The 19,851-nt window shown below is 71.5% G+C and carries 18 protein-coding genes and 1 tRNA gene; 12 read left to right on the forward strand and 7 right to left on the reverse strand.

Going from position 1 to position 19,851, the window contains the following annotated elements; all coding sequences use genetic code 11:
* Positions 1–160 precede the first annotated feature (160 nt).
* A protein-coding gene (locus ASF25_RS21980; protein WP_156368969.1) for an IS630 family transposase occupies positions 161–1,116 on the forward strand; the annotation gives its coding sequence in 2 pieces (ribosomal slippage) (positions 161–506 and positions 506–1,116; 957 coding nt in all).
* Positions 1,117–1,514: 398 nt separating this feature from the next.
* Here ASF25_RS21980 and ASF25_RS12655 read toward each other — a convergent pair.
* Positions 1,515–1,591: transfer RNA gene (locus ASF25_RS12655), tRNA-His, on the reverse strand.
* A gap of 178 nt (positions 1,592–1,769) precedes the next feature.
* Here ASF25_RS12655 and ASF25_RS12660 point away from each other — a divergent pair.
* A complete protein-coding gene (locus tag ASF25_RS12660) occupies positions 1,770–3,635 on the forward strand; it encodes a chloride channel protein (RefSeq protein WP_056305246.1) in 1,866 nt (621 codons plus the stop codon).
* Positions 3,636–3,663: 28 nt separating this feature from the next.
* Here ASF25_RS12660 and ASF25_RS12665 read toward each other — a convergent pair whose 3' ends face one another.
* Complete coding sequence (locus tag ASF25_RS12665) at positions 3,664–5,022, reverse strand: MFS family transporter (protein ID WP_056175617.1); 1,359 nt, start codon at positions 5,020–5,022, stop codon at positions 3,664–3,666.
* 321 nt (positions 5,023–5,343) lie between these two features.
* Here ASF25_RS12665 and ASF25_RS12670 point away from each other — a divergent pair, with 321 nt between their 5' ends.
* Positions 5,344–6,213, forward strand: coding sequence for a DUF1236 domain-containing protein (locus ASF25_RS12670; protein WP_056305248.1), 870 nt, complete (start codon positions 5,344–5,346; stop codon positions 6,211–6,213).
* Positions 6,214–6,288: 75 nt separating this feature from the next.
* On the opposite strand, the gene hrcA is transcribed toward ASF25_RS12670, so the two are convergent.
* Positions 6,289–7,347: a heat-inducible transcriptional repressor HrcA gene (gene hrcA, locus ASF25_RS12675; RefSeq protein WP_200918873.1), complete on the reverse strand. Its 1,059-nt coding sequence runs from the start codon at positions 7,345–7,347 to the stop codon at positions 6,289–6,291.
* Positions 7,348–7,637: 290 nt separating this feature from the next.
* Here hrcA and ASF25_RS22730 point away from each other — a divergent pair, with 290 nt between their 5' ends.
* From ASF25_RS22730 to rdgB, 3 genes are all read left to right on the forward strand, one after another.
* The gene (locus ASF25_RS22730; protein WP_056305012.1) at positions 7,638–7,958 is read left to right on the forward strand and encodes a hypothetical protein; all 321 of its coding nucleotides are present in this window, start codon (positions 7,638–7,640) and stop codon (positions 7,956–7,958) included.
* A gap of 108 nt (positions 7,959–8,066) precedes the next feature.
* Positions 8,067–8,825 (forward strand): ribonuclease PH, encoded by a 759-nt coding sequence (gene rph, locus ASF25_RS12685; RefSeq protein WP_056175606.1) that lies wholly within the window; start codon positions 8,067–8,069, stop codon positions 8,823–8,825.
* Positions 8,822–9,457, forward strand: coding sequence for an RdgB/HAM1 family non-canonical purine NTP pyrophosphatase (gene rdgB, locus ASF25_RS12690; RefSeq protein ID WP_056175603.1), 636 nt, complete (start codon positions 8,822–8,824; stop codon positions 9,455–9,457). Before rph ends, rdgB begins: the two co-directional genes overlap by 4 nt.
* A gap of 138 nt (positions 9,458–9,595) precedes the next feature.
* On the opposite strand, the gene ASF25_RS12695 is transcribed toward rdgB, so the two are convergent.
* Positions 9,596–10,762, reverse strand: a complete 1,167-nt coding sequence (locus ASF25_RS12695) for a DUF2778 domain-containing protein (protein ID WP_056305014.1) — start codon at positions 10,760–10,762, stop codon at positions 9,596–9,598.
* 308 nt (positions 10,763–11,070) lie between these two features.
* Between ASF25_RS12695 and hemW the strand changes: the two genes are divergently transcribed.
* Positions 11,071–12,249 (forward strand): radical SAM family heme chaperone HemW, encoded by a 1,179-nt coding sequence (gene hemW, locus ASF25_RS12700; RefSeq protein ID WP_056305017.1) that lies wholly within the window; start codon positions 11,071–11,073, stop codon positions 12,247–12,249.
* A gap of 100 nt (positions 12,250–12,349) precedes the next feature.
* Here the strand turns inward: hemW and ASF25_RS12705 are convergent, their stop codons facing one another.
* Positions 12,350–13,618 carry a penicillin-binding protein activator gene (locus ASF25_RS12705; protein ID WP_156368970.1) on the reverse strand — a complete coding sequence of 423 codons (1,269 nt, stop codon included), beginning with the start codon at positions 13,616–13,618 and terminating at the stop codon, positions 12,350–12,352.
* Positions 13,619–13,738: 120 nt separating this feature from the next.
* On the opposite strand from ASF25_RS12705, the gene rsmI reads away from it, so the two are divergent.
* Both rsmI and ASF25_RS12715 read left to right on the forward strand, forming a co-directional pair.
* The gene (gene rsmI, locus ASF25_RS12710; RefSeq protein WP_056305251.1) at positions 13,739–14,704 is read left to right on the forward strand and encodes a 16S rRNA (cytidine(1402)-2'-O)-methyltransferase; all 966 of its coding nucleotides are present in this window, start codon (positions 13,739–13,741) and stop codon (positions 14,702–14,704) included.
* Positions 14,691–15,086 (forward strand): YraN family protein, encoded by a 396-nt coding sequence (locus tag ASF25_RS12715; RefSeq protein WP_056305252.1) that lies wholly within the window; start codon positions 14,691–14,693, stop codon positions 15,084–15,086. The genes rsmI and ASF25_RS12715 overlap by 14 nt, the downstream gene beginning before the upstream one ends.
* A gap of 3 nt (positions 15,087–15,089) precedes the next feature.
* Here ASF25_RS12715 and ASF25_RS12720 read toward each other — a convergent pair whose 3' ends face one another.
* Positions 15,090–15,479 carry a response regulator gene (locus ASF25_RS12720; protein WP_056175593.1) on the reverse strand — a complete coding sequence of 130 codons (390 nt, stop codon included), beginning with the start codon at positions 15,477–15,479 and terminating at the stop codon, positions 15,090–15,092.
* 296 nt (positions 15,480–15,775) lie between these two features.
* Here ASF25_RS12720 and ASF25_RS12725 point away from each other — a divergent pair, with 296 nt between their 5' ends.
* Genes ASF25_RS12725 through ASF25_RS12735 form a run of 3 tightly spaced genes read left to right on the forward strand, consistent with a single transcriptional unit; the run spans position 15,776 to position 18,629 of the window.
* The gene (locus ASF25_RS12725) at positions 15,776–16,720 is read left to right on the forward strand and encodes a glycine betaine ABC transporter substrate-binding protein (RefSeq protein WP_056305019.1); all 945 of its coding nucleotides are present in this window, start codon (positions 15,776–15,778) and stop codon (positions 16,718–16,720) included.
* A complete protein-coding gene (locus ASF25_RS12730) occupies positions 16,717–17,904 on the forward strand; it encodes an ABC transporter permease subunit (protein ID WP_056305022.1) in 1,188 nt (395 codons plus the stop codon). Before ASF25_RS12725 ends, ASF25_RS12730 begins: the two co-directional genes overlap by 4 nt.
* Positions 17,901–18,629: an ABC transporter permease subunit gene (locus ASF25_RS12735; protein ID WP_056305023.1), complete on the forward strand. Its 729-nt coding sequence runs from the start codon at positions 17,901–17,903 to the stop codon at positions 18,627–18,629. The genes ASF25_RS12730 and ASF25_RS12735 overlap by 4 nt, the downstream gene beginning before the upstream one ends.
* On the opposite strand, the gene ASF25_RS12740 is transcribed toward ASF25_RS12735, so the two are convergent.
* Positions 18,616–19,851: a L,D-transpeptidase gene (locus ASF25_RS12740; protein ID WP_056175581.1), complete on the reverse strand. Its 1,236-nt coding sequence runs from the start codon at positions 19,849–19,851 to the stop codon at positions 18,616–18,618. The two genes, ASF25_RS12735 and ASF25_RS12740, sit on opposite strands and share 14 nt — an antisense overlap.

Consider the following 19,851-nt stretch of genomic DNA (forward strand, 5'->3'; position numbering starts at 1 on the left):
GGTGGAATTGCTCGACTGGGCGACGGGGGGGCCGAAGCCGGCGTTGGCCGTCGCTACGTGAGCGGGCACGGCTATAGAGCCGTGTCCGGTTGGGTTGAATCATGGGGTATCGGGCGGGCTGCGGATCTGATTCGATGTCGGGCTTTTCAAGGAGAGCGGGATGCCGTCAGCCTTATCGGTGGATCTGCGTGAGCGGGTGATTGCGGCGATCGAGGCAGGATCCTCGCGCCGTCAGGCGGCCAAACGCTTCGGTATCGGCCCATCCAGTGCGATCCGCTGGCACGAGCGCTTCCAAGAAGAGGGGGCAATCGCGCCCCGGCCGCCTTGCGGTGAGCGACCCGTACCCGCCCTTGAGGCGCATGCCGATCGGATCCTTCAAGCCTACGAAGAGCACCCGCAGGCGTTCCTGCGAGAGTTACGCGACAACCTGGCCGAGCAGGGCGTCCGGACGAGCGTCAGCGGGCTGTGGCGGTTTTTCTCCCGGCACGCCATCACCCGTAAAAAGGGGCTTCCTACGCAGCTGAGCAGGAACGGGCGGACGTGAAGGCCGCGCGGGAGGCGTGGTTCGAGAGCCAGTTCGACCTCGATCCCGACGCCCTCGTGTTTATCGACGAGACCGCCGCCGCGACGAATATGACCCGAGCCTACGGTCGGGCGCCACGCGGTGAGCGTTGCCGGCTCCTCGTGCCGCACGGGCATTACAAGACCACCACCGTCACCGCCGCCCTGCGCACCAGCGGCTTGGTCGCCACCACCCTGTTCGATGGGGCCACCAACGGCGAACGCTTCCGAGCCTATGTCACCGACATCCTGGTCCCGGTGCTGAAACGCGGCGACACCGTCGTCCTCGACAACCTGCAATCCCACAAAGTCGCCGGCGTGCGCGAAGCGATCGAAGCCGCCGGCGCGCGGATCCTCTACCTCCCCGCCTACTCGCCGGACTTCAACCCGATCGAACAGGCCTTCGCCAAGCTTAAAGCCCTCTTGCGCACGGCCGCCGCGCGCACCGTCCCCGACCTCTGGCAGGCCATCAAAAACGCCTTCGACGCCTTCCGCCCAACCGAATGCCGAAACTACATCACCGCCGCAGGATACGACGCTTATGACCCAACCTGAACGGCAACAGCTCTAGNTCCCCGACCTCTGGCAGGCCATCAAAACGCCTTCGACGCCTTCCGCCCAACCGAATGCCGAAACTACATCACCGCCGCAGGATACGACGCTTATGACCCAACCTGAACGGCAACAGCTCTAGCAGGCGCGCCGGCATACGAAGGCCGGCGCGTCGAAGGGCGGCTGCGCGAGTGGAAAGCCCCTTCGATCGCCCCAACGCTTGGCCCTGCGCGACGTCGGCCGGGCGCCAAGCTCCGGAACTCGCTCCGGCCGCATCCGCACGGGGCTCGATCCGCCGGATCGGGCACGATGCGCGGCGCGCTCCGCTCGACCATGCCCGGCCCCAGCAACGAAGAAGGGGCTGGCCTGAGCCAACCCCTTGCAAACGTTAGGCAATTCTATGGTACCACCGCCCCGGCTCGAACGGGGGACCCCCAGATCCACAATCTGGTGCTCTAACCAACTGAGCTACGGCGGCACTGAGGGGGCTGTATCGCGAGCCGAAGCGCTTTTCAAGCGCCGGCTGCGCATCGGGGCGAGGAGAATGTGTGGAGAGGGCCGCCGAGGCACCGCGCGGGAAACCGATCGACGCCCGGGCGTGGCCCTCTTAAACCGGAGCCATTCCCCTCGATCGACCCGTTCGGCCCCCCGCGATGATGACGCCACGCCCCATCCTCACCCGTGTGCCGGCCCGGGCTCGCCTGTTGGCCCGGGCTCGCCTGCTGGCGAAAGTCCCCGCACGCGCGCGTGCGGCGGTGCGGGGCAGCGAGATCGGTCTCGTCGCCCTGGCGGGCCTCGCCGGCTGCGTCGCGGGCGCGACGGTGGCCGCCATGCAGGGGGCGACGCAGGTCCTGCGCGCGTGGCTCTACGGCCTGCCGCCCGGAATGCGTCTGAGCGCGAGCCACGACGTGCCGGCCCTGACCCTGCTCCTCGTCCCGGCGGCGGGCGGCCTCGTGCTCGGCCTCCTCGCCCATACCATTACCCGGGCCATCGCCCGGCGGCACGGACGGCGCCCGCACGCAGTCGTCGATCCCATCGAGGCCAATGCGCTCCACGGCGGGCGGATGTCGGTACGCGGCTCGGGGCTCGTCGCCCTGCAGAACATGATCTCGAACGGGTCGGGGGCCTCCGTCGGCCTCGAAGCCGGCTATACCCAGATCTGCGCCAGCCTCGCGGCACGCTTCGGAGCGTCGTTCGAGCTGCGCCGGAGCGACCAGCGCACCCTCGTCGGCTGCGGGGCGGCCGCCGCCATCGCGGCAGCCTTCGGGGCGCCGCTCACGGGGGCGTTCTACGCCTTCGAACTCATCATCGGCACCTACGCCATCGCCACCCTGACGCCCGTGGTGGTGGCGGCCCTGTGCGGCAGCGTCGTCGCCCGCGCCCTGGTGGACCAACCGGCGCTGGTCACCGTCAACGGCCTCGACGCCCTCACCAGCACGGCGATCACCGGCGCCGACACCGTGCCGGTCCTGGGCCTCGGCCTCGTCTGCGCCGGCCTCGGCATCGTGATCATGCGCGGCGTCACCCTGGTGGAGGCCGGCATCCGTGCGAGCCGGATCCCCGCCCCGCTGGCCCCCGCCCTCGGTGGGCTCTGCGTCGGCGCCCTGGCGGTCGCGGTCTCGCCGCAGGTTCTCTCGGGCGGGCACGGGGCCCTGCACCTGCATCTCGGCGCGCACGGGGCGGGCATGGGTCTCGGGGGCCTCGCGCTCCTGTTCGCCGCCAAGGCGACGGCGTCGGCCCTCTCCATCGGCGCGGGGTTTCGCGGCGGCCTGTTCTTCGCCTCGCTGTTCCTCGGGGCGCTCGTCGGGGAGATCTTTTCGGGGGCGATGCCCGGCTTGGCCGCCTTCGCGCCGACGCCGCTCGCCTACGCGGTGATCGGCATGAGCGCGCTCGCCGTCGCGGTCATCGGCGGCCCGCTCACCATGACGTTCCTGGCCCTGGAACTGACGGGCAGCTTCCCCATCACCGGCCTCGTCCTCGTGGCGGTGATCGCCTCCTCGCTCGCCGTGCGAAAAACCTTCGGCTACTCCTTCGCCACCTGGCGCTTCCACCTGCGCGGCGAGAGCATCCGCAGCGCCCACGACGTCGGCTGGATCCGCACCCTGACCGTGGACACCCTGATGCGCCGCGAGGTCGCCACCGTGCCGGTCTCCCTACCGCTGACGGCCTTTCTCACGGACCATCCCCTCGGATCGCCCTCGCGGGTCGTGGCGGTGGATGGCGAAGGTCGCTACGCCGGCATCGTCCGGGTGCCGGAGGCCCACGCCGCCGCCCGGGACGCCGATGGCCCGCCGCCCGGCCTCGCCGACCTCCTGCGTCACGCCGACGACGTCCTGACGCCCGGCATGAACGCCAAGGCCGCGGCCGCCGCCTTCGACCGCACGGAGAGCGAGGCGCTCGCCGTCGTCGACGGGCCGGAGACCCGCCGCGTCGTCGGCCTCCTCACCGAAAGCCACACCCTCAAGCGCTACGCCGAGGAACTCGATCGGCAGCGCCGGGCGATGCTGGGCGAGACGGCGTGAGCGTCACGGCGCCCACGCCCGCCCGAGGTCAGGCGTGGACCACGCGCCCCTTCGCCCCCAGGGCCTCCTCGACGGTGCCGTCGCCGTCGAGATAACCGTGACGTTTGGGGTTCGGCATGATCAGCGAGGCCACGAAGGCGATCCCGAGCATCACGGTGACGTACCAGAAGAACGAACTCTCCGAGCCGATCTGCTTCAGGTAGAGCGCCACCATCTCGGCGGTGCCGCCGAACAGGGAATTGGCGATGGCGTAGGACAGGCCCACGCCCAGCGCCCGCACCTGGGTCGGAAACAGCTCCGCCTTCACGATACCGGAGATGCCCGTGTAGAAGCTGATCACGGTCAAGCCGATCATGATCAGGGCGAAGGACAGGACCGGGTTGGTGGTGCTGCCGATGGTGGTCATCAGGGGCACCACCATGAGGGTGCCGAGTCCGCTGTAGAGCAGCATGTTGGCCTTGCGGCCGATCTTGTCCGAGAGCCAGCCGAAGAACGGCTGGATGATCATGTAGACCAGCAGCGCGGCGGTGGAGATCTGCGAAGCGGTGATCTTGTCGATATGCGCCGTGTTGAACAGGTACTTCGGCATGTAGGTGGTGAAGGTGTAGAAGCTCAGGGAGCCGCCGGCCGTGTAGGCCAGCACCACGCAGAACGCGCGCCAATGCTTGAACAGGGCCGCGAAGGTGCCGGATTCCTTCGAGCTCATGTCCGCCTTGGTGGCGGTCTCGGTCAGCGACGAGCGCAGGTACAGGGCGACCACGGCGGCGAGCGCCCCGATCACGAAGGGAATGCGCCAGCCCCAGGCGGTGAGCTGCTGGGCGGTGAGCACGCTCTGCAGGACGATCAGCACGAGGGAGGCCAGGAGCTGGCCGCCGATGAGGGTGACGTACTGGAACGAGGCGAAGAACCCGCGCCGGCCCTTGATGGCGATCTCGCTCATGTAGGTGGCGCTGGTGCCGTACTCGCCGCCCACCGACAGGCCCTGGATCATCCGGGCCAGGAGCAGCAGGGCCGGGGCGAGGTGGCCGACGCTCGCGTAGGTCGGCAGTACGGCGATCATCAGCGAACCGGCGCACATCATCAGCACCGAAATCATCATCGAGGTCTTGCGGCCGAGGCGGTCGGCGAGGCGCCCGAACAGCCACCCGCCGATGGGGCGCATGAAGAAGCCCACGGCGAAGACGGCCGCCGATTTCAGGAGCTGACTGGTGTCGTCGCCCTCGGGGAAGAACACCGGCGCGAAGTACAGGGCGAAGAAGGCGTAGCAGTAGAAGTCGAACCACTCGACGAGGTTGCCCGACGACGAGGCGACGATGGCCTTGATCCGGCGGCGGTTGTCCGCCGCCTCGTCGAGCCTCGGCGTCATGATTCCGGCACCGTCCGACATGCGCGTCTCCCCCTGTTCTATTTGGGATGTTGTTGAATTGGCTCATTATTTTTTGAGCATGGTCCCGCCCGGGCCTGCTGTGCGGCGACGTTAAGCTCCGCGGAAAAATTCGCAAGAGCACCGGCGGATGCCAAAATGACCGCAGGCAACGCGGCCGTGGAAGATCTGCGCTCAAGCTTTCATTCGGCCTCTCGCGCCCGAACGAAAGTCCCCGCGCAAGTCGATCCGGGGAAAATGCGGAACGGTTTCTGGGACGTCCTCGTTGCGGCTGCGCATCGGCGCCGAACGGCGCTGTCCATCGACGGGGCGGGAAACAAAACCATGAGCAAATTCTTTCGGAGCACGGTCGCGGTCGCGGCCCTGGTCATCGGCGCGACGGCGGCCTTCGGTCAGGGCGGCCCGGGTGGCGGCGCGGCCGGCGGTGGGGCCGGTGATGGCGGCGCCGGCATCGGTGCGGGCGGCGGAGCCGGGGGTGGCGCAGGGGGCGGACGCGGCGGTGCCGGCGGCCCAGGCGCCGGTGCGGCGGGTGCCGCCGGTGCCGAGCGTGGCGGCCCGGCCGGAGGAGGCGCAGGTGTGGGCGGCGGTGCCGGCGAGCGCGGTGGTGCTGCCGAGCGGGGCGGTGCTGCCGAGCGCGGCAGCCCGGCGGGCGGCCCGAACCGGGGCACGGAAGACGGCCGCGCCGGACGCGGCGAGGGCCGGACCGACCGCGACGGTCAGCCGGATCGCGGCGCTGCGACCGATCGCGGCGAGCGGGGTGCCCGCGACGGTCGAGGCGACCGGGACGGCAAGGCCGACCGGGATAGTAGGACGGACCGGGACGGCAAGGCCGATCGCGGGGATCGCGATGGCCGGGGTGATCGCGGCGATCGCGGCGACCGGGGCGATCGCGGCGCACGGGGCGATCGCGGGGATCGGGGCGCGGTCCGGGGCGCTTATGGCCGCCTCGGCGCGCCGCAGCGCACGGAGTTCCGCCAGAGCGTGATCCGGCGCGGCATTCCGCGTCTCGCGGCCGGCGCCTTCGCGCTCACCGTCGGCACGGCCATCGCCCGCAGCTACACCCTCTACGACCTGCCGCCGGACATCGTCCGCATCGCGCCGGAATACGAGGATTACCGCTACGTGCTGGTGGACGACGACATCGTCATCGTCGATCCCGACACCTACGAGATCGTCGACGTGATCCGCGGCTGAGCGGCTTCATCTGGAAGACGGGGAGGGCGCGGCCGCGAGGCGGCGCCTTTTCTCGTTGAAGCGCTTGCTCTCGTCTTAGCGCTTGCTGCGGTCGAGCAGCCCCGAGACGACGCGGGCGGTGTAATCCACCATCGGGACGATCCGGGCGTAGTTGAGCCGCGTCGGCCCGATCACCCCCACGACGCCGACGATCTTCTGGGCCCCATCGCGAAAGGGTGCGGCGATCATCGAGGAGCCCGACAGGGAGAACAGCTTGTTCTCCGAGCCGATGAAGATGCGGACCCCCTCGCCGCCTTCGGCCCGGGACAGGAGTTCGATGACGTCCTTCTGGGTCTCGAGGTCGTTGAACAGCAGGCGGATGCGCTCGAGATCCTCGACGGCCCGCAGGTCGTCCAGGAGATTGGCCTGACCGCGCACGATGAGCTGGCGCGCGTCGGACGGGCCGACGGAGACGGCGAGGCCGGCATCGACGAGGCGCTCGGTGATGACGTCGAGTTCGCGCTTCATCGCCTGGCGGCCGGATTCGATCTCGGCCCGCAGGGTCCCGAGGGTGCGCCCCTGGAGGCGGGCGTTGAGGTAGTTCGAGGCCTCCTGCAGGGCGCTCGCGGGCAGGCCGGGCGGCAGGTCGAGGAGGCGGTTCTCCACCGAGCCGTCGTCGGAGACGAGGACCACCAGGGCGCGGGCCGGGTCGAGGCGCACGAACTCGATGTGCTTCAGGTGCACGTTGGTCTTCGTGGTCAGCACCACGCCGGCACCGCGCGAGATGCCCGACAGCAGGGTCGAGGCCTCGGCCAGCGCGCTCTCGAAGGTGTGGCCGGAGGCCGCCGCCCGCATCTGCGCCTCGATCCGCGCCTGCTCGTCCTGGCCGACATCGCCGAGTTCGAGCATGGCATCGACGAAGAAACGCAGGCCCTGCTCCGTCGGCAGCCGCCCGGCCGAGGCGTGGGGCGCGAAGATGAGCCCGGAATGCTCCAGATCCGCCATCACGTTGCGGATGGAGGCCGGCGACAGGGTCATGGGCAGGATGCGCGCGAGGTTGCGCGATCCCATCGGCTCGCCGGTGGTGAGGTAGCTTTCCACGATCTGCCGGAAAATCTCGCGCGCCCGCTCGTTGGGCGCGGCGAGGACATGCATCGGCTGGGATGCGGAGAAGGGGCGGGCGGGCTCGGTCACGACGGTTTTCCTGGGCCACGATTGTGTCCGCGCGGGGGCCCTCGCACAAGGCGGCGGCGCGCGTCCGCATCGGAACGCGGGCTGCGGCGGGGCAGGGCACGCTTCATCCGCCCTTCAGGAACGATGGGCCAAAAGAAAAATCGCGCTTCGATGAAGCCGTCCGGGCCCATCGTGCGTTCCACACCGCTCACCTGTCCGGCCAAGCTCGAAGTCCGTGCAAGGCCGGCCCCGCGTGGCGTCAGGAGTCCCATATGCGCAACACATCCCGTTCCGGTCTGATCCGGTCCTTGGCCATCGTGCTGGCCATGATCGGCGCCATGTTCGTCGCCGCGCCCCAAGGCGCCCAGGCGGCCCCCGCCATGGTCTCGACGGAGGTCGCCGGCCCGGCTGCCGCCCTCACGGAGGTCCAGTACGGCGGCTATGGCCGTCATCACCGTCATCACCACCGCCATTACGGCCACCGCCGCCACTTCGGCAATCATTTCGGCCATCACCGGGGTCGCCATTACGGCCGTCACTTCGGTCATCACCGCGGTCACCACCACGGCTACGGCCGTCGTCACTTCTACTGAGAGACGTTCGGAGGGGCGCCCGGTGGGCGCCCTTTTCGGTCGGGGCGTTGCCGCAGCCGCGCCCGGCGCCTAAGAGCCGCGTCCTGACACTCAACCGGGAGAGCGGCGATGCGGCCCTCGAAGCGCGCCAACGACGATCTGCGCACCGTCACCCTCGAGCGCGCCGTGGCCCGCTACGCCGAGGGGTCCTGCCTCGTCACCTTCGGCGAGACCAAGGTGCTGTGCACCGCCTCCCTGGAAGAGCGCGGGCCGCCCTGGCTGCGCGGCTCCGGCAAGGGCTGGATCACGGCCGAGTATTCCATGCTGCCGCGCGCCACCCACGAGCGCACCCGGCGCGAAGTGAATTCGGGGAAGCCGTCGGGCCGCACCCAGGAGATCCAGCGCCTCATCGGCCGGAGTCTCAGGGCCGTCACCAACCTGCCGGCCATGGGTGAGCGCCAGATCACCGTCGATTGCGACGTGATCCAGGCCGATGGCGGCACCCGCACGGCCGCCATCACGGGCGCCTGGGTGGCGCTGCACGATTGTTTCGCCTGGATGCGCGCCCGCTCGATCATCTCCGTCGATCCCCTGCGCGATCACGTGGCGGCGGTGTCCTGCGGCATCGTCAAGGGCGTGCCCGTGCTCGACCTCGACTACGCCGAGGATTCGGGGGCGGAGACCGACGCCAACTTCGTGGTCACCGGCTCGGGCGGCCTCGTCGAGGTCCAGGGCACCGCCGAGGGCAAGCCGTTCTCGGAAGAGGAGCTCATGGCGCTCCTGCGCCTGGCCAAGGGCGGCACCGAGCGGCTCGTCGCCCTCCAGAAGGACACCATCGCGCGCGAACCCGCCGACAAGCGCGTCACGGACAAGAAGGCCTCCGCATGAGCCAGCACCGCATCCTCTCGGGCCGGGTCGTCGTCGCGACCCACAATGCCGGCAAGCTCGTGGAGATGCGCGAATTGCTGGCGCCCTTCGGGATCGCGGCGGTCTCGGCCGGCGAGCTCGGCCTGCCCGAACCGGACGAGACCGGCACCATGTTCTCGGAGAATGCCGCCATCAAGGCGCACGCGGCGGCCCAGGCCTCCGGCCTGCCGGCCTTCGCCGACGATTCCGGCCTGTGCGTGAACGCCCTCGACGGGGCGCCGGGCCTGTTCTCCGCCCGCTGGGCCGGGGAGTCGAAGGATTTCGGCGGCGCCATGGCGCGGGTCGCGGCCGAGATGGAGAAGCGCGGCGACACCACGCGGCGGGCGCACTTCGTCTCCGCCCTCGTCGTCGCCTGGCCCGATGGCCACACCGAGACCTTCGAGGGCCGGGTGTTCGGGCAGATCGTGTCCCCGCGCGGCACCAGCGGATTCGGTTACGATCCCCTGTTCCTGCCCGACGGCCACGACCGGACGTTCGGGGAGATTTCTTCGGAAGAAAAGCACGGCGTCGATTGGCAAACGGGCGACGCCCTTTCCCACCGGGCGCGGGCCTTCGTGCTCCTGGCCCGGGCCTGCCTGCGGCGGCCAATCTGAGCCCGCCTGAGGGGGCGGCCGGAGCCGCCGGCACCCTAGAGTATTTTCCATGATCCTCGGATCACGGAAAATTCGCTAAGTTATTGTTTGGTCGCATTTTCTTCACGCGAGCCGGTATCCACCTCGCTTGAAAATGCTCTAGCGGCTCGCCAAGCCGTAGCGACGCCCGTTCAGGGGCGGTCCGTCCTGGCCGTTGCCGGCCACCACCACGAGGCGCTGGACCTCGCCGCGGAGATACGCCTGCAGGAAGCGGTTGTAATCGCGAAAGACCACGCAGCCGTTGGACGCGCCGCTCGGTCCGAGCATGTAGGTGTGGGCGAGGAGGCCGACGCGGCCGTGGATCGCGGCGGGGCCGCCCACGGGGTTGAGGCGGATCGCCCGCACCCCGTGGAACAGGGCCTCGCGCTCGCGCAGATCGTAGGTGCCGGGCGGCGTCGCGCCCCGCATGGTGAGGTGCACGTTGCGCGGGTTGTCCTGGCTCGGCCCCAGGCCCGAATGCGCCTCCAGCACCTCGCCGTTGGGCAGGGTCACCCGCCCGGCGGTGATGTCGTAGATCGCGATGCCGCCGCCCGCCACCGGGGCGGGCCCCGGAACCAGGCGCTGGCGCGACGGGACCGCCTCCGACGCACCGTCCACGGAGGCGTAGGCCGTGGGGGCCGGGGCATCGCCGAAGATGCGATCGAACAGGGAGGGTTCCTCGACGCCCGCCGCCCGGAACACGCTCTGGGTCGAGGGCAGGGCGGGACGCCGGGCGAGGCGCGCGGTGACGGCGACGGGCGCGCGCCGGAACTCGGCCGGGCGCGGGACCGGCAACGGTATCGGCAGCGGCACCGACAGGGCGACCTGCTCGGGGCGTGGCAGGGTAGCGGCGACGGGCGTGGAGCGCGCCGGGGTCGCGGCCATCTGCACCGCCGAAGGGGCGGCCTCGGGCGGGGCGGCCTCGGGCGGGGCATCGGCGGCGGCGACCCGGACGTCGACGGCCGGCGCCGGCTCGGCCCGTTGGAAGCCCGAAGCCAGGGGCCCCAGGGAGAGGGGACCGGTGAGGAGGGTGGCGCCGATGGCGGGCGTGGGATCGAGCATCCAGGCGTAGTCGGCGGGCAGCGGCCGGGCGGCGGCCGTCTCGGACGCCGCTGCGACGCTCGCCGGTACCGCTGCGACGCTCATCGGCGCCGCGTCGATCCCGCCGCCGAGGCGGGCTCCGGCGAGGCCGAGGGCGCCCACCGAAACGGCGAGCAGCACGCGGTTGCGGCGGCGGCGACGCTCCTGCCGGGGAGAGCGGTGCGAGCGGAGCGCGACATAGGTCATGGGGACTCGAACTCGATACGCATGTCCCGTTCGGGCAGCCCGCGCCGAGCCCTGTCCGCGCGGGTGCACCGCGCGGACCTGACACGAAATCGGGAGTCACCGTGAAGGGAACGATTTACCGTAAGTGTCCGTGAGTAAGCACGGGCTTGGTTAATCTCGCCTGAAGCGCATCAGCGTATTCGCGCAGGAAAACCGGCCGCGTTGGTTCAGTTCGACACAGGCGGGGGCATCCGGCGGCGGCACGCGGCGGCGCATCCGGAAAAAAGGTCGGGATTGCCAAACGCGCGGCGCGCGCGCACATCGCGGCCATGACCGAACCGACAGGCCCGGACCATCCGACCCGCGACGCGGGCTTCGGGGTCTACGTCCATTGGCCCTTCTGCGCCGCGAAGTGCCCGTACTGCGATTTCAACAGCCACGTGCGCCACGCGCCCGTGGACGAGGTCCGCTACCTCGCGGCCTTCCGGGCCGAGATCGCCCACATGGCCGCGCGGACGCCCGGCCGCACCGTCTCCAGCGTGTTCCTCGGCGGCGGCACGCCCTCCCTGATGCGGCCCGCCACCGTGGCGGGGCTGCTCGATGCCGTCGCGGGCGCGTGGGCCGTCGCGCCAGACGTCGAGATCACCCTGGAGGCCAACCCGACGAGCGTCGAGGCGGAGCGGTTTCGCGGCTACCGGGCGGCGGGCGTCAACCGGGTGTCGCTCGGCGTCCAGGCCATGGACGATGCCGCCCTGAAGGCCCTGGGCCGGCTCCACACCGCGCAGGAAGCCATGGCGGCGGTGCGGGTCGCGGCGACGCATTTCGAGCGCTACTCCTTCGACCTCATCTATGCCCGGCCCGACCAGGGCCTCGCGGCGTGGCGCGCGGAACTCGAGGGGGCCATCGCCCGGGCGGCCGAGCACCTCTCGCTCTACCAGCTCACCATCGAGCCCGGCACGCCGTTCTTCGGCCTCGCCGCCGCCGGCAAGCTGGTGCCGCCCGACGACGACCATGCCCGCGCCCTCTACGACGTGACCCAGGAGGTCTGCGACCGGGCGGGGCTCCCGGCCTACGAGATATCGAACCATGCCCGCCCCGGCGCACAGTCGCGCCACAACCTCCTGTACTGGCGCTACGGCGAGTACGCCGGCATCGGCCCCGGCGCCCACGGGCGCCTCGTGGCCCCTGACGGGCGGCTCGGCACCGTCACCGAGCGGGCACCCGAAGCGTGGCTCGCCCGGGTCGAGCGCGACGGGCACGGCATCATCGAGACGGAGCGGCTGTTGCCGGCCGACCAGGGCGACGAATTCCTGATGATGGGCCTGCGCCTGTCGGAGGGCATCGACCCGGCCCGCTACGCCGCGCTCAAGGGCCGCGTCCTCGACGCCGCCCGGATCGAGACCCTGGTGGCCGACGGGCTCCTCGCCCGGAGCGCCGGCGGCCGCATCGCCGCGACCCCGCGCGGAGCCCCGGTGCTCAACGCCGTCGTGGCGGCGCTGGCCGCCTGAATCGCCGGGCCGACCGGGCGTCCGGTTCGCCGGTCCAGGCTCCTCCGCCTGCATCGGCGTCACCGAGAACCGGTTCGCCCTTCGTTGGCCGAGGCTCCGGTCACGTCCCCGAGGGCCCGAGCACCCGCGGCGCCGGGCTGACCACCGCGGGGGCGCCGCTGCGGATCTCGTAGACCGCGAGGGTCCGGTCGCTCGGGCCGTCGGGCCGGAACCGGAAGGTGCCGTCAACGCCGGAGAAGCCCGACGGGTTGGTGAGCGTGGTGTCGGCGAAGCGCTGCGAGCCGAATTGCCGGCTGAGCGCCGCCGTGAGCGATACGGCGTCGTACGCGAGGGTCGCCACCCGCGGTGGCACCGCCCCGAACCGTGCCTGATAGCGCTGGGAGAAGTTCGAAAAGCCCGCCGCGTCGGGGGCCGCGAACCAGCCGCCCTGAAGGGAGGGCAGGGCGAAGGCGCGGGGATCGTTCCACACGGCGGTGCCGAGGGGCCGGACCCGGGTCGGCGAGAACCCGGCCTTGGCGAGGACCGGGTCGAGGGCGGCGAGGCCGTCCGGCGTGTCGGGGAGGAACAGGGCGTCGGCCTGGGCGCCCCCGCCCGTGATCAGGCCGGAGAGCCGCCCCACCGCCGGACCGGGATTGCCCGGCGCATAGCGCTCGATGCCGACGAGACGGGCGCCTTTGCGCGCCACGGCCTCGCGGAACTGCGCTTCGACGGCGTTGCCGTAGCTGTTCTCCGGAATCAGGGCCGCGAACGAGCGTCGGCCCTTGGCCACGGCCTCGTCAACGATGCGGTCGACCTCGGCCTGGGGCAGGAAGCTCAAGAGGTAGACGCCGCGCGCCGCCACCGCCGCATCGGTGGAGAACGCGATGACGGGCTTGCCCGCCGCGCGGGTGGCCACGGACGCCGCCTGGACGTTGGCGGCGAAGAGCGGACCGAGCACGAGTTCGGCGCCGTCCGCCAGGGCCGCCTGGGCAGCCTCGCGGGCGCCATCCGCCGTCCCGCGATCGTCCTTCACCAGGATCTGGAGGTCGGGTTTCTGGAAATCCTCGACGGCGAGTTCGGCGGCGTTGCGGAGCGCCGCCCCCACGGCCGCGCCGGGGCCGGTCAGCGGCACCACGAGGGCGACCTTCACCGCGCCGGTGCCGATCCGGGTCCCGGAGGCGGCCGGTCCCGGGCCGGTCTCGCCCGGGGGCAGGTCAGTCGGGGGGAGATCGGCCGGCGGCGAAGCGGCGACCACGGGCGGCGCGGACCGGCGTCCGGCGCGCGGGCCGCCGTCGGGGCCGCCGATGCAGCCCGCCAGGGTCAGCGCCAAGGCCGAAGCCAGGGTACCGACGCCCCAGACGCCCATCTGCCGCCACTTCGCGCGTATCATCGCGGCTCCCCTGTCGCCGAGCGTCCCATCACGTTGGGAGTGTCGTTCGCAAAAGTAAATGTGCGTGCCGGGGGATACACGCATTCCGCACGGAGGCGCCGGCGTGGCATGGTCCCGCCCATGACACAGCGAAGCGACAAGCCGGGCCGACCGCGCCGGGACGCCCCGGCGGGGCCGGCAAAACCCATCTCCACCTTCACCGCCTTCGGTCTCGCGGCGGAAGCCGAACCCCTCGATCCGGGGCTGCACGTGGTGGCGACGCCCATCGGCAACCTCAGGGACGTCTCGTTCCGGACGCTCGCCACCCTGGCGGCGGCCGACACGGTGCTGGCCGAGGACACCCGCGTCACGCGCACCCTGCTGATGCATTACGGGATCACCACGCCGCTGGTGGCCTATCACGAGCATTCCAACGCCGCCGTGCGCGAGCGGATGATCGCCCGGATGCAGGCCGGCGAGGCCCTGGCCCTGGTCTCGGACGCGGGCACGCCCCTGGTCTCCGACCCCGGGTTCAAGCTCGTCCAGGCGGCCATCGAGGCCGGCATCCGGATCACGCCGATCCCCGGCCCCTCGGCGGTGATGACCGCCATCGTCGCCGCCGGCCTGCCCACCGACAGGTTCTTCTTCGAGGGCTTCCTGCCGCAGAAGGCGGGCGCGCGCCGCAACCGCCTGGAGGCGCTGGCGCAGGTCCCCGGCACCCTGGTGCTGTTCGAATCCCCCCACCGCCTGCCCGAGATGCTCGTCGACGCCGCCGAGGTCTTGGGGTCCAATCGCCCAGCGGCGGTCGCCCGTGAACTGACCAAGCTCTACGAGACCATCCGGCGCGGCAGCCTCGGCGGCCTCGCGGCGACCTTCGCGGAGGAGGGGGCGCCGCGGGGCGAGATCGTGGTGATCATCGGCACCGGCGCGCAAGAGCCCGATCAGGCCGAGACCGATGCGGGCCTCGATGCCGCCCTGACGGCGGCGCTCGCCCGCCACTCCATCAAGGACGCCGCCGCTCTGGTGGCCGACGAGACCGGCCAGCCGCGCCGGGTGGTCTATGCCCGCGCCCTGGCCCTGTCCCGGCGGACCGATGACGAGGCCTGAGCCCCGCACCAAGGATGCCGCCCGGCGGCGCGCCACCCACGGACGCGGCCTCACGGGCGAGACCCGCGCGCTGCTGGCGCTCCTGCTGAAGGGCTACTGGCCGCTGGCCCGGCGCTACGCCGCCGTGGGCGGGGAAATCGACCTCGTGGTCCGCCGCGGACGCACCATCGCCTTCGTCGAGGTGAAGGCACGGGCGGACCTGGCGACGGCCCTCGACGCCATCGACGGGCGAAAGCGGGCACGGTTCTCGCGCGCGGTCCGGAGCTGGATCACGGCGCATCCGGCCCATGCCGGGTTCACCCTGCGGGCGGATGCGGTGCTGGTCGCACCGGGGCGCTGGCCGGCCCACGTGGCCGACGCGTTTCCCCTGGACGGGCGGTGAGAGTCAGGCCCGCGCGGCGGCGACGGCGGCGAGTAGGGTGCGCTTGAGGTCGGCCTGGCTGAACGGCTTCTGCACGACGGGACGATCGCGGAACGGCTCGCGGATGCCGGCACCGCCGTAGCCCGTGGAGAACACGATGGGGAGGTTGCGCTTCACGATGGCCTCGGCCACCGGATAGATCGGCTCGCCGGCGACGTTCACGTCGAGGATCGCCACTTCGAAATTTTCGACTTGCGCCATCTCGAGGGCCGTCGAAAGGCGGGCGGCGGGGCCCACCACCGTGCAACCGAAATCGAGCAGCATGTCCTCGAGCAGCATCGAGATCGCCGCCTCGTCCTCGACGACAAGCACGCGAGCCCCGTTCAGAAGGTCTTCGTCCACTTGAGCACTCACGCCGGGGCTTCTTCCCTTCGATTCGTTCCGGGTTCGGGAACGTCGTCTACAAAGAGGAGTCTTGGATCGACCTCGGCGCAGGTGCTTCCACCCTCGACCGCGAGCGCGACAACATTGCCGAAGATCCGGTACGGCGTGGGCCGTTCCGGGACGAAGCGAGCCGTCGCCCGTTCCGCCGAGCGTGTCAAGCGCTTCCCCGGCTCCGGACGACGCCGAAAGACGTTGATGTTACGAAGTGATACATTTGCGTCTCAGCCGGCCGAAAAAGGATCCCCGCACCGGGGGTGAAGGGATTTATGTCGGAACGGTTTCCACCTCGCCCACACGTCCTCGACCGGCGCACCCTGCTCGCGGGGCTTGCGGGGGCGGCCGTTGCCCCGTCACGACCGGCGCGGAGCGCTGCCCCCCTCGTCGTCGCCTCCAAAAGCGACACGGAGGGGGCGCTGACGGGGGCGATGATCGCCCTGGCGCTCGAAGCCCTCGGCCTGGCGGTGGTGACGAAGCTCGGCCTCGGCCCGACGCTGATCGTGCGCAACGCCCTGCTGTCGGGCGAGGTCGACCTCTATCCCGAGTACACCGGCAACGGGGCGTTCTTCACCGATACGGTGTCCGACCCAGCCTGGAAGACGCCGGACGGGGCGTTCGCCGCCATCGCCCGCGCGGATGCGGGCCGCGGCCTCGTCTGGCTCGATCGGGCGCCGGCCAACAACACCTGGCTCATCGCCGTGAACGGTGCCCTCGCCCGGCGCGAAGGGCTCGCCACCATGGCGGATTTCGCCCGGGCCGTGGGGCGGGGCCTGATCCGGCTCGCCGCCTCGACGGAGTTCGTCGAGAGCCCCGCCGCCCTGCCGTCCTTCGAGGCCGCCTACGGGTTCCGGATGCCGCTGGATCGCATCGTCAGCCTGCCGGGCGGCGACACGGCGGTGACGGCCCGCGCGGCGGCGCAGGGGATCAGCGGCGTCGATGCCGGCATGGTCTACGGCACGGACGGGGCCCTCGATGCCCTCGACCTCGTGGTGATGGAGGACCCGAAGGGTGCGCAGATCGTCTACGAGGTCGCGCCGGTGATCCGGGCCGAGACCCTCTCCCGCCACCCCGAGATCCGCCCCGCCCTCGCCCGCATCTTCACCGGCCTCGACGCCCCGACCCTGCGCGGGCTCAACGCCCGCATCACCGTGGAGGGCGTCGTGGCCGAGACCGTGGCGCGCACCTACCTGACGGAGCGCGGGTTCCTGAGATGAGCGCCCCCGGACAGACCCACGGACACGCGGCCAGTGCCGCGCGCGGATTGCCGGCTGTGCTGGCGCTCGCCTGGTTCGTCGGCCTCGGGGCAGCCCTCGTCCACGGGCCGCTCCTCACCATCGCGGCCAATCGTCTGGTCCCCGGCGTTCCGGTGGCCGGCTGGGCCGGTCTCGGGCCCGCTCTGCCGGGGGTGCTCGCCCTGTCCGCCCCCGCGGCGGGCCTCCTGGCATCCGCATCCGGACGCCGGGCCGGTGCCGTCGCCCTGGCCCTGCTCCTCGCCGCCGCCGGGCTCCTCGCCTGGGGAATCGGACACGGCGCCGCCCTGCGGATGGCGGGCGAGCCTCCGGCGGCGCGGGCCGGCCTCGGCGCCGGGGCGTGGCTCGCCGCCGCCCTGCTCGCCGCGGCCCTCGGGGTCGCCGTCCAACGCGGACGCCGTCCCGGCCTCGGGCTCGGCATCGTGTGTCTCGTCGGGGTCGGACTGATCGTGGCCGGGCGGGCCGGCACCTTCGCGGCCCTGTCGCTCGCCGTCGAGTATGCGGGCCGGCGCGCGGCCCTGCACGCCGCCTTCGTCGAGCACCTCGCCCTGGCGGGCGGCGCCCTCGCGCTGGCGATCCCCGTGACGATCGCGCTCTCCCTGTGGCGGCGCGGCCAGGATCTCGTCGGAATCGTGGTCGGCGGGCTTCAGGTGGTGCCGGCGGTGGCCCTGCTCGGCGCCCTGGTGGCACTCACCGGCGGCCTCCTGCGGGCGGTGCCGGCGTTGCGCGAACTCGGCCTCTCCGCCCTCGGGCCGGGACCGGCCGCGGTCGGCATCGCGGGCTACCTGCTCCTGCCCCTGTGGCGCGGCCTCGCTTCGGCGTTGCGGGCGCCCGACCCCGACAGCCTCGACGCGGCGCGGGCGTTGGGTCTCACGGACGCACAGATCCTCGTACGCCTGCGCCTGCCGCTGGGCGCGCCGCAACTCGTCGGCGCCCTGCGGGTCGCTGCGGTCCAGGCCATCGGCCTCGCCACCCTCGGCGCCCTCATCGGCGCCGGCGGCCTCGGCCGCATCGTGTTCGACGGCATGGCGCAGTTCGCCCCCGACCTCATCCTCCTCGGCGCCGTGCCGGTGATCGCCCTGTCCCTGGTCGCCGAGCGGGCGTTGAGCGCCGTGGAAGACCGGATGCGCGTCGGAGCGCCCGCATGAGGCTGCGGCGCATGGTGCCCATCGGCCTCATCGGCCTCGTCCTGGCGGCCGTCAGCCATCCGAGCGTCGCGACCGAACTCGCGAAACTCCTCGGCGAGGCACCGCGCCGGGCGCTGGATTTCGACCGCCTCCTCGCCCTCGCCGTGCAGCACCTCGTGCTCGCGGGGACCGGCCTCGGGCTGGTGACGACCCTCGGGCTCGGCCTCGGCATCCTGGCGACCCGCCGGGCCGGCGCCGCCTTCCGTCCCGCCATCGACGGCCTCGCGGCCGGCGCGCAGGCGGTGCCGCCCGTGGTGGTGGTGGCCCTCGCCCTGCCGATCCTCGGGTTCGGCGGACCGCCGACCCTGCTGGCACTCGTGGCCTACGGGGTGATGCCGGCCCTGCGCGGCACCGTGGGCGCCCTGGAGGCGGTCTCGCGCGACGCCATGGCGGCGGCGGAGGCCATGGGGATGACCCGCCGGCAGATCCTGTTCTCCGTCGAGCTGCCCCTTGCCGCACCCGAGATCGTCGAGACCCTGCGCACGGCCCTGGTGCTGGCGGTGGCCACCGCCGCCGTGGGGGCGCTCGCGGGCGCCTCCACCCTCGGCACCCCCATCGTCGCCGGGTTGCAGAACCAGAACACCGTGCCGATGCTCCAGGGGGCCGCTGCCACGGCTGCCCTGGCCTTCCTCGGCGACGCCGCCCTGCTCGGGCTGGCGGCGGCGTTCCGGATCAATCGTCCTTGAACGCCACCTCGGTGCCCGGGGCGACGCGCAGGGCGAGGCTGCGCGCATCCCAGTTCGTAAGGCGAATGCAGCCGTGCGATTCGGTCTTGCCGACTTTCTCGGGCTCCGGCGTGCCGTGGATGCCGTAGGACGGGATCGCGAGGTCGATCCAGACCACGCCCACGGGATTGTTGGGGCCAGGGGGAATCGTGAACTTCTCCTTCGTCTTCACGCCCTTGAACGCGTATTTCGGGTTGTAGGTGTAGGTCGGCGCGAAGGCGACGCCCTTCACCTTGGTGTTGCCCGACGGCGCCGGCTTCTCGGCGCTGCCGATGGAGGCCGGATAGAACGCCAGAAGCTTGCCGGCCTTGTCGAAGGCACGCACGTGCCGGGTGGTCTTGTCGACGGTGATGCGGGCGACGTCCTTCGTCGGCCTGTCCTCGGATTTCGACGTGTCGTCGGCCTTGGATTTATCGTCGGCCTTGGATTTTTCTTCCGGTTTGGATTTCTCGTCCGGTCTGGGCTTGCCCGTCTCCAGGGCCGGTACCGCCGCGACGGTTATCACCGTACCGGCCTTGTCGAGGGGCTTGTCGGGGTTAAGGGCCACGAGCAGGGCGCGGGCCATGTGGAACCGCTCGGCCAGCATCTCGCGCGGGTTGGTGTAGGACAGGGCCTCGAGGTCCGCTTGGCGCTCCATCTTGGGCGGGATCGTGGCCACGTAGGGCCCCGCCACGTCGGCCTCCGTCAGGGTGTACTCGGCCGTCACCGGCTCGGTGCTGGTCGCCGCGAGCTTCTCGAACACCTCCGCGTTCACCGCCTCGGTGGCCGGCAGGCCGTTGGCCGTGGCGAAGGCCGCGAGGGCGCCGCGCATGTTCTCGCCGTCGCGCCCGTCGATGGCGCCGGGGGAGAACCGTGCCCGGTCGAGGAGAACCTGCACCTTCACCAGAAGCGGATCGGGCCGCTTGTCGTCGGCCTTGGCGGTCTTCTTAGTCCGGACCTTTTCGTTACGGACTTTTTCGCCGTCGGAGGGCTTTGTGTCGGAAGACTTGCTGGCGGATGCCGGGGCGGCGGCCTCGATGGCGTCGCGGGTGAGGGCCGACGAAGCCGCGTCGACTTTGCCGGGAGCTTCCTTACCGAGGGCTTCCTGGCCGGCGGCTTGTTTGTCCGGAGCCGCCGCCACGCCGCCGGCGAGGCAGGCCAGGGCCAGCAGAGAGACGCCGCCCATCATCGAAAATCTACGCAT

Origin of the sequence: Methylobacterium sp. Leaf100 (assembly GCF_001422845.1) — a bacterium.
In the GTDB taxonomy this organism is placed as follows: Bacteria; Pseudomonadota; Alphaproteobacteria; order Rhizobiales; family Beijerinckiaceae; genus Methylobacterium.